Source organism: Pelagicoccus enzymogenes, from assembly GCF_014803405.1.
Taxonomy (GTDB): domain Bacteria; phylum Verrucomicrobiota; class Verrucomicrobiia; order Opitutales; family Opitutaceae; genus Pelagicoccus; species Pelagicoccus enzymogenes.
Genome location: NZ_JACYFG010000013.1, coordinates 130,637 through 144,513 on the forward strand (window position 1 = coordinate 130,637; position 13,877 = coordinate 144,513).

Annotated in this window: 10 protein-coding genes; 4 read left to right on the plus strand and 6 right to left on the minus strand. The window is 57.7% G+C overall.

Annotation, left to right across the window (positions count from 1 at the left end):
• Positions 1–50: 50 nt before the first annotated feature.
• Together IEN85_RS09670 and IEN85_RS09675 are read right to left on the minus strand one after the other, a co-directional pair.
• Entirely contained in the window at positions 51–2,255 is a 2,205-nt protein-coding gene (locus IEN85_RS09670; RefSeq protein WP_425503166.1) for a ribonucleoside triphosphate reductase, read from the minus strand.
• 403 nt (positions 2,256–2,658) lie between these two features.
• On the minus strand, positions 2,659–3,543 hold the full coding sequence (locus IEN85_RS09675; RefSeq protein WP_191616885.1) for an SCO family protein: 885 nt from the start codon (positions 3,541–3,543) through the stop codon (positions 2,659–2,661).
• A gap of 85 nt (positions 3,544–3,628) precedes the next feature.
• Between IEN85_RS09675 and azu the strand changes: the two genes are divergently transcribed.
• The 4 genes from azu to IEN85_RS09695 all read left to right on the plus strand — a co-directional run bounded on the left by azu (position 3,629) and on the right by IEN85_RS09695 (position 8,366).
• Positions 3,629–4,117 (plus strand): azurin, encoded by a 489-nt coding sequence (gene azu, locus IEN85_RS09680; RefSeq protein WP_191616886.1) that lies wholly within the window; start codon positions 3,629–3,631, stop codon positions 4,115–4,117.
• Between the two features lie 38 nt (positions 4,118–4,155).
• Positions 4,156–5,607 (plus strand): nitronate monooxygenase, encoded by a 1,452-nt coding sequence (locus IEN85_RS09685; protein WP_191616887.1) that lies wholly within the window; start codon positions 4,156–4,158, stop codon positions 5,605–5,607.
• Positions 5,608–5,662: 55 nt separating this feature from the next.
• Positions 5,663–6,055: a hypothetical protein gene (locus tag IEN85_RS09690; RefSeq protein ID WP_191616888.1), complete on the plus strand. Its 393-nt coding sequence runs from the start codon at positions 5,663–5,665 to the stop codon at positions 6,053–6,055.
• Between the two features lie 229 nt (positions 6,056–6,284).
• Positions 6,285–8,366, plus strand: a complete 2,082-nt coding sequence (locus IEN85_RS09695; RefSeq protein ID WP_191616889.1) for a TonB-dependent copper receptor — start codon at positions 6,285–6,287, stop codon at positions 8,364–8,366.
• 165 nt (positions 8,367–8,531) lie between these two features.
• Here the strand turns inward: IEN85_RS09695 and IEN85_RS09700 are convergent, their stop codons facing one another.
• The 4 genes from IEN85_RS09700 to IEN85_RS09715 all read right to left on the minus strand — a co-directional run bounded on the left by IEN85_RS09700 (position 8,532) and on the right by IEN85_RS09715 (position 13,873).
• A complete protein-coding gene (locus IEN85_RS09700) occupies positions 8,532–10,202 on the minus strand; it encodes a plasmid pRiA4b ORF-3 family protein (protein WP_191616890.1) in 1,671 nt (556 codons plus the stop codon).
• A gap of 305 nt (positions 10,203–10,507) precedes the next feature.
• Entirely contained in the window at positions 10,508–10,765 is a 258-nt protein-coding gene (locus IEN85_RS09705) for a DUF2249 domain-containing protein (RefSeq protein WP_191616891.1), read from the minus strand.
• On the minus strand, positions 10,746–12,827 hold the full coding sequence (locus IEN85_RS09710; protein ID WP_191616892.1) for a cytochrome b N-terminal domain-containing protein: 2,082 nt from the start codon (positions 12,825–12,827) through the stop codon (positions 10,746–10,748). The genes IEN85_RS09705 and IEN85_RS09710 overlap by 20 nt, the downstream gene beginning before the upstream one ends.
• Before the next feature lie 101 nt (positions 12,828–12,928).
• Positions 12,929–13,873: an SCO family protein gene (locus IEN85_RS09715; protein WP_191616893.1), complete on the minus strand. Its 945-nt coding sequence runs from the start codon at positions 13,871–13,873 to the stop codon at positions 12,929–12,931.
• Positions 13,874–13,877: the final 4 nt, after the last annotated feature.

The following is a 13,877-nucleotide window of genomic DNA, read 5'->3' on the forward strand; positions in this document are numbered from 1 at the left end:
CGGCAGCTCCCACGAGCTGCCGTCCGCTAATGTTTAATCTCTTCCTTTTCCTATTCGAAGAGCGGCAGGTGCGGATTTGCCTTCAAGGAGAAGTGTTTCCGTTCCCCATGTTCGCCTTTCTTCCCGCGGTTGAAGCTGCTGACAGGGCGATGGTATCCCATGACGCGGGTCCAAACTTGAGTATCTTGGCCGCACTGCGGGCAGCAAGGTTGCTCGCCGTTCAAGTATCCATGATCCTCGCACACTGAGAAGACAGGCGTGACCGTTAGGTACGGTAGCCGGAAGTTGCTGAGGGCCGTCTTGACGAAGCTTTTGCAGGAACGTCCATTTTCCAGCCGCTCGTCCATGTAGAGATGCAGCACGGTGCCGCCGGTGTACTTGCTCTGCAGCGCATCCTGCTTTTCCAAGGCGTAGAACGGGTCATCCGTGTATCCCGCGGGCAACTGGCTGCTGTTGGTATAATAAATATTCTCGCCGCTGCCTGCCTGCACGATCCCGGCAAAGCGTTTCTTGTCTTCCTTCGCAAAGCGATAAGTCGTTCCTTCAGCGGGAGTCGCCTCCAGATTGTAGAGGTTGCCCGTCTCCTCCTGAAAGACCTTCATGCGTTCGCGAATCATATCCAATAAGTCGATACTCATCTTGATTCCAGTTTCGGTCGCTATGTCGTAGCGGTCCTCCGAATAGTTACGCAGCATCTCATTCAAGCCGTTCACACCAATCGTGCTGAAGTGATTCCTGAAGTGTCCGAGGTAGCGCTTGCTGTAGGGAAACAAGCCGCGGTCGAACAAGGACTGGATGAACCCGCGCTTTTTTTCCAGAGTGCTCTTCGCCAATTCCATCAAGCGCAGCACCTCTGCTTTGAGCCCATCCCAATCGCCTTGGAACTTGTAGCCGAGCCGAGCCAAGTTGATCGTCACCACGCCGATCGACCCCGTCATTTCCGCCGAACCGAACAGGCCGTTCCCCCGCTTCAAGAGCTCCCGCAGGTCGAGCTGCAAGCGACAGCACATGCTGCGAACCGCATTGGGCTGGTAAGCGTCGGGGTTGGGCACCTTATTCCCCTCCTCGTCGTACATCCATTGGCTCCCGAGAAAATTCTGGAAATAGGAGTTTCCGACTTTTGCCGTGTTGTCGAATAAGGCCTCCGCAGCCGGAGATTCCCAGTCGAAATCTTCAGTAATATTTACCGTCGGAATCGGAAAAGTAAACGGTTGCTCCTGACTGTCGCCTTCCGTCATCACCTCGTAGTAGGCAATATCGATCATCTCCATTTCCTTCTGGAAATGCTTGTAGCGCAAATCCGTTAGCCGCTCCACGCCCCGCTCGCGAGCCAAAGCTTCCAGTGCCGCGTCCTCCACCCCTTCGAGAAGGTGGCGGTAATTGCGACTGGGCTGCTGCCCGGCCAAGTCCTGCGGCGGAGTAAAATCGAGCGTGATGTTGGTGAATGGGCTTTGGCCCCAACGAGCGGGTACATTGAGGTTATACACGAAACGGCGGATCGCTTTTTTCGTTTCCCCAAAACTCAACTGGTCCTTGAACAACAGCGGCGCTAAGTACGTGTCGAAGCTGCTAAAGGCCTGTGCCCCCGCCCACTCCGATTGCAAGATGCCCAAGAAATTAGCCATCTGCCCCAAGGCTTCGTTGAAATGGTTTGCCGGGCGACTCGAGACACGGCCGCTCACCCCGTTGAAACCTTCGTCCAGCAACACCCGCAAGCTCCACCCCGCGCAGTAGCCGGACAAGCTGTCCAGATCGTGGATATGGTAGTCCGCGTTCCGGTGGGCCTCCCCCTCTTCTTCGGAGTAGACCTGATCCAGCCAATAGTTCGCGATCAGCTTCCCCGCCGACTGGTTGATCAATCCTGCATGGCTGTATCCAACATTTGCATTCGCGTTGATCCGCCAGTCGACCTTGTTGATGTACTCTTCGATCGACTGCTTCACGCTGACGAGCGAATCCCTCTCCCCCGCGCGACGGCTCACCGAATCGACAGTCTCGTCCTTGGTCCCCGTCCAAAACGCCTTCAAGGCTTTCACCATTCCCATGCGAGCCAATTCCTCCTCGGCTAACGCGTATTCGCTAGGCAATTCACCTCGCTCGTTGGCAGCCTCCATGTGCGAGGCGATGTTTGCGTAGAGCTCCGGCGAGAAAGCCGTTCCGCTCTCCGACAAAGCCACCTTGAGATGGCGCAGCAAGCGCTCGGACAACTGGTAGCGAGCAATCGGTTCTGAAGGGACATGAGAAGGTTCGGAAATATTCACGGTATGCTTAATCCTATATGTTGGGGTTATTTTCCAAACACCCACAATATATGGGGCCTCAACCGAAAACCTTGATACAGATCAAGACAGTCAAACTCCTAACGACTTTTATTAGCGCAGGTTTTCCAGGCGCGCCGAATCGTCGCGAGAAGCAAACAGATAGGTTCATTCCACAATCAGTAGAGACTGATGTTCGCCAATCTTCATTTCCCAACAGTAGGGCTGCCGCTTGCGACAAGCCGCGTTGCAATAGGTCTGCTCTGATTCGAACGTTGCGGCATGGCAGCAAACACAGCTTTGGTATTCACGGATTCCTATGCCTTTGGTTATGAGCAAAAAAGAGCGCCGACTGAACGGACGCTCTTTCCCTCATGGCTAAGCTGCGGAACCAAGCCCCTTACTCGCTTGCCTTGCGCGCTTGGATCGCCTCCAGCACCATTTCTGGCTTCCAGCGGTTTCCGGGCCAAACCTCTAGCAAGCGTCCCTCTGGTCCAACCAGCAGGGTCCTCAAGTCGTGACTGATCGCAGTCCCCTCGCCTGAATAGCTCAAGCCAGCGAAAGTCGCCAGCCGAGCCACCTCACTCGACTCCCCTGTCGCGAAACGCCAAATGTCGGGATTCGCCCCCACTCGCCGCCCGTAGTCAGCCAAGACATTAGGCCGGTCCCACTCCGGATCCAAACTCACGCTCAATAGCGTTACCTCCGTATCCAGTTTTTGGAACTCTGGATCGTGCAAGATCAAGCCCTGCAGCCGCGCGAACTTGCTCGACAACAAGGGGCAAAACTCCGGAACCGGGCAACGGGTGAATATAAAAGTCACTACCGTGTAGCGCCCCTCAAATTCGGATTCCCGAACGGAACGACCACTTTCGTCCAGCAATTCAAAGGCAGGCAGCAGAGTTCCTTCTCGAGACCAAGAGCCAGACGTCTTCCCAATCGCTTCGCTTTTCCCACTTCGCCTAGCCGCGTCCAATACCTCGAATCGTTCCGCCCGAGAACTTCCCTCTCCCACTACAAACTGGAAACGAACCTCGTCGCCCAAGGCTAGGCTTACCTTCGGTTCTCCTTCTCCCAAGTAGAAAGGCATCGTCATCGCTGGCATGAAGCCGGGAATGTCTTGATGCTCCACCAGTAAGGTTCCTTCAGATACCGGGCCTCTTACAATCCCTCGCACCTCGAAGACGCGCTCGCTGCCCGCCCCCATAACGGACCCCAAACATCCTAGGGCGAGCCAGGCCAGCCCCCATTTCCTCAGATTTCCAAACAGCTGAAAGGCGTTCATGCCTCCACACTAATCGATATAATTCCGACACGCCTTGATCGACATCAAGGAATCGCGAAGCGATTGCGGATATTCTGCCGCCCACATGAAACGCATCACGATCACTTCCCTTGTCGCATCATTCGCCCTTTTCCTCGGAGCCTGCGGCAACGACGCCAGCAATCAAGACGCCGCTCCGCCGCCGAGCGACGACGGCGTGCGCACCATCGCCATCACCGCAAACGACTCCATGCAATTCAGCGTCACTTCCATCGAAGCGGCTCCCGGCGAAGAAATCCGTATCCAGCTTTCCAATATCGGCCGCATGCCCAAGCAAAGCATGGCCCACAACTGGGTTCTCCTTCAACCGATGGACAACGCCGCCATCAACGCCTTCGGCATGAAATCCTCCAGCCACGCCCCCGAGTACATCCCAGCCGAAGCCAGCGAGGTCATCGCGCACACCAAGATGCTCGGAGCTGGCGAGTCCGACAGCCTCACCTTCAAGGTCCCAAGCGCTCCCGGCTCCTACCCTTTCATCTGCTCCTTTCCGGGTCACTACGCCATCATGAAGGGCACGCTCACCGTCAAATAGCCCTATCGCCAATCGCCGTTGCCCATCCAGAAATTCGAATGCACCAAGCAACCTTTCTCCCCTCCATCATTCAAGGAGGCATGGGCGTCGGCGTCTCCAACTGGTCTCTCGCCAGAGCCGTTTCTCAAGCCGGACAACTCGGCGTGGTTTCGGGCACCGCCCTTCCCACTGTGCTCGCTCGCCGACTACAGCTGGGAGACCCTGGCGGTCTCATGCGAGAAGCGCTGTCCGCCTTCCCCATCCCCGAGATTGCCCACAAAGTTATAGAACGCTATTTCAATCCGCAAGGAAAGCACCTCGGCGACAGCTTTCGCTCCAACCCGCTTCCCAATCTGGCACACCGCATCGCAAGCGACCTTACGATCGCTGCCAACTTCGTGGAGGTACACCTCGCCAAACGCGGACACGATGGCCTCGTCGGACTCAACCTCCTCGAAAAGATCCAAATCCCAACCTTGCCCTCGCTCTTTGGGGCCATGCTCGCAGGGGTGGACTACATTCTCATGGGAGCAGGCATACCACGCTCCATTCCTCGCGTGCTCGACCAATTCGCTAAACGAGAATCCGCTCAACTCAAGATCGACGTTCAAGGCGCATTGCCCGACCAACCTTTCTACGCCACGCTCGACCCAGCAGAATACGACCTTCCCGAGGCTCCTCTCAAACGTCCTGCTTTCCTGGCAGTGGTCTCCTCAGACATCCTCGCCAAAACGCTTGCCAAGCGATCCGAGAGTCAGATCAACGGCTTCGTCGTCGAAGGCGTTGAAGCCGGAGGCCACAACGCGCCGCCACGCGGTCCCCTAAACCTGGATACAATCGGCGAACCAATCTACGGTCCTCGCGATACTGCGAATCTAGAGCAAATCCGCCAACTCGGTCTTCCCTTCTGGCTAGCAGGTTCTTTCGGTCGGCCCGGCAAACTCGCCGAGGCCAAAGAGCTCGGAGCTGCCGGCATCCAGGTCGGCACCGCCTTCGCCTTTTGCGAGGAATCCGGCATCGCCCCAGAAATCAAAGCGAGAGTCCTCGATAAAAGCCGACGCGGCGCCATAGAAGTCTTTACCGACCCGCTCGCGTCCCCCACCGGCTTCCCCTTCAAGGTCCTCCAAATGGAAGGCAGCGTTTCCGTGCCCGAAGTCTACGCCGAGAGAAACCGCGTCTGCGACCTCGGATACTTACGAACCGCCTACCGTCGCGAAGACGGCTCCCTCGGATACCGATGCCCCGGCGAACCGGTGAAAGACTACCTCGCCAAAGGCGGAACGCTCGAGGAAACCAAGGGCCGAAAATGCGTCTGCAACGGCCTCTTGTCCACCATCGGGCTTCCGCAGATCCATAAGTCCAAAACCGAGCCTGCCCTCCTTACCACTGGCCGCGACGCCGATCGTATCCACACCTTCGTCCCTTCGGGCAAATCCACCTACTCTGCCGCAGAGCTTATCCAGACGCTACTGGCACCCTACCCGGAACGACAAAAAGCTCAGTGCTCTTGATTTAAGCCGAACAAGCTTTACTTCACTTTACGAAGGCCACACTCGAATCGAAAACGTGCTCCACAAACTACAAATACTCGCCGCCGCTGCTTGCTTGCTGCTAAGCACCGGCTTCCACATCGCTGCCATCCAAGGCGTCGCGTGGGCGAGTATGTACGCAGGTTACCAGCAAAGCCTTTCCCCCATCGAAGCGATCGAGCGCACCTTCTCCGGCGACGCCCCCTGCGACCTCTGCATAGTGTCCATCGAACTCAGGGAAGAAGCCGAAGAATCTCCCGATCGAATATTATCCCTCAGCAGCGTCGTCTTGTTGCCCCCGACTCAAGAAACCATTTTCGTCGCTCCTCCCCAATCAACTTTCCATCGCCGACTGATCCCGCTTAGCAGGATACCACAGGCGCCTATTCGAGAAATAGAACCACCGCCTCCCAAATCGCGTATCTGCTAGTTTGATACATTTTGGAACGCTCGAGCTATTGTTCGAGCACTGGAACGAAGCGTATTCACATTTCGATACGCTTTGCAACCGAGCCCATTAGCGCTCGCCCGTCCGAGCTGTTCGGACTCATTTCTCAGATCTCGAAGTCGCTCGCGAACGTGTGCGGCAGATGTGCCTGTGGCACCGGTCAACACGGTCAGCTACACGCGAGCCTGTACAAAGCGGATAGAAATCCACCATGAAGCACTTTCCAATTTCCGCCGCTACCCTAGCGGCCTCCATCACTTACTTAAACGCGGCCACAGCCCAAGACGCATCGACAGCCAAGACCGTCGATCTCGACCCCTTGGTCGTCACCACCACCGAAGCCCTCAACACCTACACTACCCGCTTTGATCCCACCGTGGCCATCCAGCCACTTCCCGCCAACGACGGGGCCGACTCCCTCCGCCACGTAGCCGGCATCAACGTCTCACGCAAAGGCGGCGCCAACGGCGACCCCACCTTTCGCGGCATGGCAGGCTCCCGCCTCAACGTCGTCGTCGACGGCGTTTCCACCCTCGGAGGTTGCGGCAACCGCATGGACCCTCCAACCGCCTATGTCTTCCCCTCCTCCTTCGATCAGGTCACCATCCTCAAAGGCCCCCAAAGCGTACGGCATGGCCCGGGAGCCAGCGCCGGATCCATTCTTTTCGAACGCGCTCCCACCCGTCTCACGTCTTCGGATACACAGCTAGAAACCCAACTCGTCTACGCCGGACACAGCCGACGCGACACCTCCCTAAACGCCCTCGCAGGAAACGAAGCCCTCTATGCCCGGATACAAGGCTCCTGGGCCGAGGCGAACGACTACACCGACGGCTCCGGCAATCGCGTCAACTCCGCATACCAGCGCTGGAACACCCAAGCCACCCTCGGTTGGACCCCGTCCGAAAATGCGGCTCTCGAACTCTCCTACGGCCTTTCCGACGCCCAAGCCGCCTACGCAGACCGCAGCATGGACGGCGACGCCTACGATCGCGAAACCTTCACCCTGCGCTACGCAGCCGACCAGTTTGACGGAGCCCTACGGTCCATCGAAGCTATCGCCTACCACAACGTAGCCGACCACGTCATGGACAACTACAGCCTGCGGGAATTCACCCCAAGCATGATGATGTCCATGCCCATGGTGTCCAACCCCGAGCGTCTCACCAACGGGGCTTCCGTCACAGCCGTATTCGATCGCTGGCAAGACCTCGACGCCTTAGTCGGCCTCGACACCCAATACAACAAACACCGCACCCGCAACGCCATGGGCATGGCAGTCGACTCGTATTCGTCGCTTCCTTACACGGATGACGCCGCATTCGAACAAGTCGGTGCCTTCGCAGAATTTAACTACCACCTCGGCCAGAACAACACCCTCGCCTTCGGAACCCGCCTCGACCGCTGGACGGCTACCGACCTCCGCTCCACAGTTCAGGTCGGCATGGGTGCCAACTCCAGGATGGCCAATCCCACCGCGAAGCAAAAACGCTCCGACACCCTAGCCAGCGGATACCTCCGATTCGAGAGCGATCTGGACCAAAACGGAGGCAAAGCCTCCATCGGCATCGGTCGCTCCGTACGTTTTCCCGACTACTGGGAACTCTTCTCGAAAGAAAGCCCCATGAGTATCAGCGCTTTCGATACAAACCCAGAAAGACTCACCCAGATCGACCTCGGTTACCTCGCCACCTACGGCGACACCACACTCACCGCCTCGCTCTTCTACGCCAAGCACGACGACTTCATCCTAATCCAGTCGAAGTATCCAAAGATGATGACGGGCTCCTCCCTGTCTCGCATGGCAACCGTAGCCCGCAACATCGAGGCCACCACCTACGGCGGCGAATTCGAAGCCCGCTACCAAAACGACAAGGGCTGGTACCTCGGCGGCGCCCTCGCCTACACCCGCGGCACCAATTACACCGACCACAGTGCTCTCGCACAGATCTCCCCGCTCGAGCTAAAGCTCGAAACCGGCATCCGCCGCCAAAACTGGTCCGCCGGCTGGCTCTCACGTCTCACCTCGAACCAAGACCGATTCGCCCTCGACCAAGGAAATATCGCCGGGCAAGACGCCGGCCCCTCCGAGGGTTTCGACGTGCACTCCCTGCACGCCAGCTATCGAGTGTCCGAAAACTGGAGTCTCGCTGGCGGCATCGACAACCTCTTCGACACCACCTACGCCGAGCACATCACCCGCAGCGGCGCCCAAATAGCCGGTTACCCGCAAACCTTCCGCGTCAACGAACCCGGCCGCACCGCCTGGCTACGACTCGAAACCGAGTTCTAGGGCACTGCAAGGGCAATCGCTACAAGAAGCGCAAACAACAATCCTGTGGCAAACGGCCCCGCGCCGGGATCGCATCACGCGCTCGCGGCGCGCCACAATGCCCACTGCTAACGCGTGTCGGTGCGCGATACGTTTCTCATGAGCAACCAATGAACCTAGGTGCCCTCAACCAAAACGCGCCATCGCCGCAAACAAGCCACCTAATGCCTCGTGTCGCTCCACCCGGACGATCTCCACGCCAAAACGCCGCAACGGAGCAAACGTTTTCTCAGCGATGCCACTCGTCACCAAAAGCTGTCGAGGCAAGGCTTCCCTGGAATTAACGTATTTCTGGAAAACGCTCCATACCGCCTGAGACGGAGTCACCTCAGGATCGTCCGAAAGTAACGGCTCCGGTGGCCCTTGCCCTTCGGCCAAGGCAAAGACCGCTGCCAAAAGCGGCCGGACAAGGCCGTCGGCGCCCATGACGTTTGCCAGATAAATGGCCCCGATCTCCCAGCGTTCTTCTACAACGGAAAAACTTCCGCATTGAGCCCACTCGAACTCGCTAGGCTCGAAAATGCTCGGTGGCGGCGGCACTTTGCTCCAGTCAACCGAGATACGTGCCAGCTCCCAGTTTTCCCAAACCTCCGGCGACGTCCCCGGCTTCAGCCTTAAGCCCGGTAAGGTACCAGGCAACTGCCCTCCGTTTTCGTGAGGACGATCGTACTCGAACTCCGCACGCCGTTTAGACTCTCTCAACAGGCTCACGTAGTGCCGTGCCAGACCAATTCCGCGCCGCAGCTCCGAAAGCTCCGCTGCAGGGTGAAACCAGCAAGGCTGCCTAGGGCGATGACGCCGCAAACGCATCCAACGCTTCCTTCCCCTTTTCGGTTCCGGAAATCCCGTCAGAGCATACAAGTCAAAGTCCGGCCCCTCCATCTCGGACTTGTTGACGAACTCCACCTCTAACACGTTCAACAATCCAACCGTAGCGTCAAAATCCGAAGGTAGCTCGCCTAGCATCGCCTGCCTCCAAAACTCCAACCCCACCAAGCCTCGATGCACATGCAGCGAATACACTTCGTCGCCTGCCCCCAGGACCGAAAGAATGTCAACGCTTCCCGTATCCGGATCCTCAACACAAAAGATATCCTGATCCCATAAAGAATTCCATGGCTCCGCCGCTCGCAACGCCAAGCCTTCTTCCAATACAGCGCGGTAGGCTGCGATCGTCTCAGCATCCGCCCCTTCATAAGGGTGATTGGGAGCGGGAGATTCCTCTTCCATCACCTCGCCGTCAAACGGACCATCAGCGACTCCCAGCGTCGCGTTTACCTCCTCCAGATCAAACGCATCCGGGTCATAATCCACCGGGACCCAATCCTCGTATTCGGCCGCTGACGCCTCGCTTTTCCCATCCAGAAACGCGCAAATCGACTCATGCCCCCATACGCCTCCACAATCCTCCAAAGGACAGGCACCTTCTCCTGCCACACAACGCAGCGCGCTCAGAGGCTTGTCGCCCACACGCTTTTTGAAAATAACGTCATGCTCCCAGCAATCCCCAAAATCGTACCGGTAAAGCAACTTTTGCCGCACCCTCTGCAAGAGGTCTCCCAAAGCAACATCGCTCTCATCCTCGGCGTCGTCGCCGAAACCGCCGTACTCCTGCCTCGGCTCCGCGAAACGACGCTTTTTGAAAACGAACTCGTGTAAATGCGCATCATCCCAACCCATGGCGGCCTGAATCACCACGTGCAGACCGGAAAGCGGAATCGCAGCAGGCACTTCCACTTCCCGCCAAATCGGACGGTGCGCATGACGCAACTCAATACGCAGCAGATAGAATGGCATTTCGCTAAGAGAGCTCAACATGCACGAAACCGTGAATGCTTCCTGCCCAAGATCCAGCACTAATTGCCCCCCTACGTCCCCCCGCAAAATATTCATCTGCAAACGCAGCAAGACAGTCCATCCGTAGGGCAATCGCTCGCGTTACGCCAAGGAGCCCCAATAGCTCTTATCTCCCGCAACACGGCATGGCGTCATACCAACGAAACCGTCTCTAAGCTTCGTCGAATCTCTTGCGCACGACCGATTCGAGAAGCTTGCCAACGAGAAAATTCGCCGCAATTCAGGGCATGGCCGCCTGCAGGAACTCAACCTGAAACTGGCGAAAACAATATCTCCCAGCTCCCGTCGTCGGTCATCTTAGCCTCGTAGCCATACCCCTGCTCCGCAAGCAACTGGTAAAGAGGAAAGGGCTCGAAAGGAGCCACCACCAAAAGGCTCTTCCCTGTGCCAACTCGCTGCACCGCATCGAGGATCACGCCCAAGGGCGATTCCCCTTGGGCCAACAAAGGACGCACATCAAGCCGCTCTACTTCTGTATCTCTCTCATCTATCATTCTTTTCATAATCACTCTCTTTTCCGTGGAAGACAAACCCTTCTCCCTTTTCGTAAGTCAAAACGGATACATGCCGCTCTCTCGCGGAAAACGTCCCTTCCCAGGCGAGCAGTGGCTCCTCGCCACCTCGAGTTACTTCCACCCGCACTTGGCGCTGGCCCGGTACCACAGGCAAACGCCATTGCCCCATCGCAGGACCGTCGCTCGATACGCCCTTCGCCGCAAAACGTCGCTGCCCCAAATCCTGTCCATCCAAGCTCAGCGTCACTAGCACATCCGCACGCTTGGGCTTAACTGCAGAGCGTCCTCGCATGTGGACAGGCAACTTTTCTTGCTCCTCCTCCGACAAGACTTCCACTTCCTCGTAGGCTCCAAACGCCTTGAACGAAAAAACGAACTCCGGCTCCGGCGAAGCGGGATTCGTCACCCGCAGATGGCTCGGTCCCACGGCTGCCGCAAGTATCCCAAGCATCAATACGATCAAGGCTAGGGCGCCCGCAAGGAAAGAAGGCCTAAGCCTTCCTGCGGCTGCCTCCGAACCGCCTCGAAACGCAGTAGCAGCTCCAACAACTCTTTCCGTATCGCCGGAAGTGTAGTCCAATACCTTCCAGCGGCCACCTTCACCAGCGCGCTTCGGCCGAAACTCGGGACTGCGACGTTGCTCCAGACGATCCTCCACCCACTGGCCTCCGTCGCGGGAGGCGCTCTCCGCTCGGCCGTCGCGCAAGACCAGCACTCCTTTGCTTCCTCGCTTCAGCAGTTGTTCCACCAGCGAGGAGCGAACCCAAGAAGCGGTCGGCACCACAAAAACCTCATAGCCCGCAAGGCGTTCTTCCCAAATCCGCTTCCGGTACTGGGCAATTCCGCCATCTACTTCGCCCGCCACGAACGCAATCCAATCGCCTCCTCCGCTCTCTCTCGCAAGGGCCACGGTATTCAAAATTCGCTTCTCCTCGCTCAAGGTGCTGAACCACTGCAAGCCCACCCCAGCCGAATCGCAGGAACCGTTGCAAACGCCGCAGCCCACGCAGCGGGCCGGATCCACCCAGGCGACGGACGGAAAGTTTTTCCCGTCGGTACGCGGGATCAAAGTGATCGCGTCATAGGGACAGTCCTGGGAGCACTGCGAACAGGAATGGCAGCGCGACTCCTCCACCACGGCTTGGTAGCTCTCTTTCTTCCTCCGCTTGCCAAACAGCCACGGAACCAAAGCCCCTAGACCGATCGCTCCTCCAATCGTGACCCAAAGTCCCGCGCTCTGCAATCGCAGGCTCAACGCCAAGGGCGCCATGTACCAAGCGTCCACCGTAAAGGCCTCCGCCTTTTCCGCCATCGCGGCCGCGCTGTCCAAGGGAGCTGGATACACGATAGCCGCAACAATCAGCCCAATCGTCAGGCTCAGCCCCAGCGGCCATTGCGGCAGTAACATCACCCGACTCAGCCGCAACAAATGAACCACCAGCCCGATCGCTATTCCTAGGGGAAGCAGCATATGCAGAAAAAATACCACGAAGAACAGCAAGCTCGGCACCAAGGCATCCGCAAGGAACGAACGTCCCAAGGGCTCGCCAAAAATCGGCAAGGCATCGAGGAAGCGCATCGATTCCACCGCGACCTGCTGGGCGGGTTGATCCCAGACCAACCAATAGCCCGTCCAGCCGATGAACCAAACCAGAGCCATCAAGCCAATTCCACTCACCCATGCGAGCCACCGTTCGCCAAAGAACTTACCCGCCACGAACATCCGAAACGCGTGCACGAAAAGCAGCAGCATCATCATGTCCGAGCTGTAGCGATGCACGCCCCGCACCACTCCGCCAAGCGTGCGACCCTCAATGTCCTTGAGCGACGGATACGCGAACTGCACGCTGGGCGAGTACCAGATAAACATCAGCACCCCACTAGCCACAGCAACCAGCAAGCAAAAGTTGATAGCCCGCCCGCTTTGAGCCAAGGGGTTCAACTCTATTGGCAGCCACCGCCCCAAGAAACCATCCAACCAAGCCCAAGCCGCATCGACTTTCGACAAAATCCCCTGTCCACGCGCCCCCGCCTGCGGTTTCTCACTCACTATTTGTTCAGCTATCTTAGCCATCGAAGCCATACTAGCCCTTTCACGCCTCCACTTCCTTGATGCTCGTCAAGAGCAGCAGCAAACAAGCGAACGCTATCCTACTCGTTCGCCAAATCCAGCACCGCCTCGCTCAGCCATGCTTTGGTGCGTTCGTCCAAGGCGAGCCGGTAGGCGATCTTGCCGCCACGGTCCAGAAAGAGAAACAAGCTCGCATGGTTGACCACTCCAGTCTGCGGATCAACCGCTCGGGAGAAGCCAAAGCGTTGCAGCAAACGATCCATCATGCCGGGATCTCCGTTGAGATAGCGAAACTGGGGATAGGAAAAGCCGTATCCTTCCGCCACACGCCCCATCAAACTGCTCGTATCGTATTCGGGGTTCAACGACAAGGCAACCACCTGGACTTGGTCCTTCAAGCTATCCGGCAGCGCGTCCAGCACGCCCTTGGTCTGCATTAGGATATCCGGACAGGTTTCAGAGCACATCGCGTACACGCCAGTGAGCAAGACCACCTTGCCTTTCGCCTGATCCAAGCTGAAGGAATTCCCACGATGGTCCACCAAGACGAAATCCGGTGGCGAGAGACTCACCCGAATTCGACTCCCCGGAAAGGGTAGAGCTTCCGAGTCCGCCGGGTCCGGACGTCCCACTAAAAACAAGCCCGCAATCACCAAAGCTCCGATTCCCACCCCCGAAGCGATGGACCAACGGTCTAGGCGAGAAAGCCGACGGTGACGTAATCCCGCCAGCCCTTTCCTCCACAGGAAAGCCGCAATCACTCCGATGAAAAGCGGTTCTATCAACATAACCACCACCGATGCGTACTCCATCCCCCCCGTTCGCGGGTCGTAGCTGAAGCACCAACGCTTGAACTCCTCGGCGAACCCGCCCCACCAAGCCGTGGACTCAGCAGGCGCGAAAACGATCGCCAACAAAAACAACTCGTAGACCACCGTGGCGGTCATCAGAAACAGAGGAAACCCTGTATCTGTAAAGAACCTACGCGTGGTCAGGCTTTGGCTTCCAATCGCAAGTGTCGTCATAGTC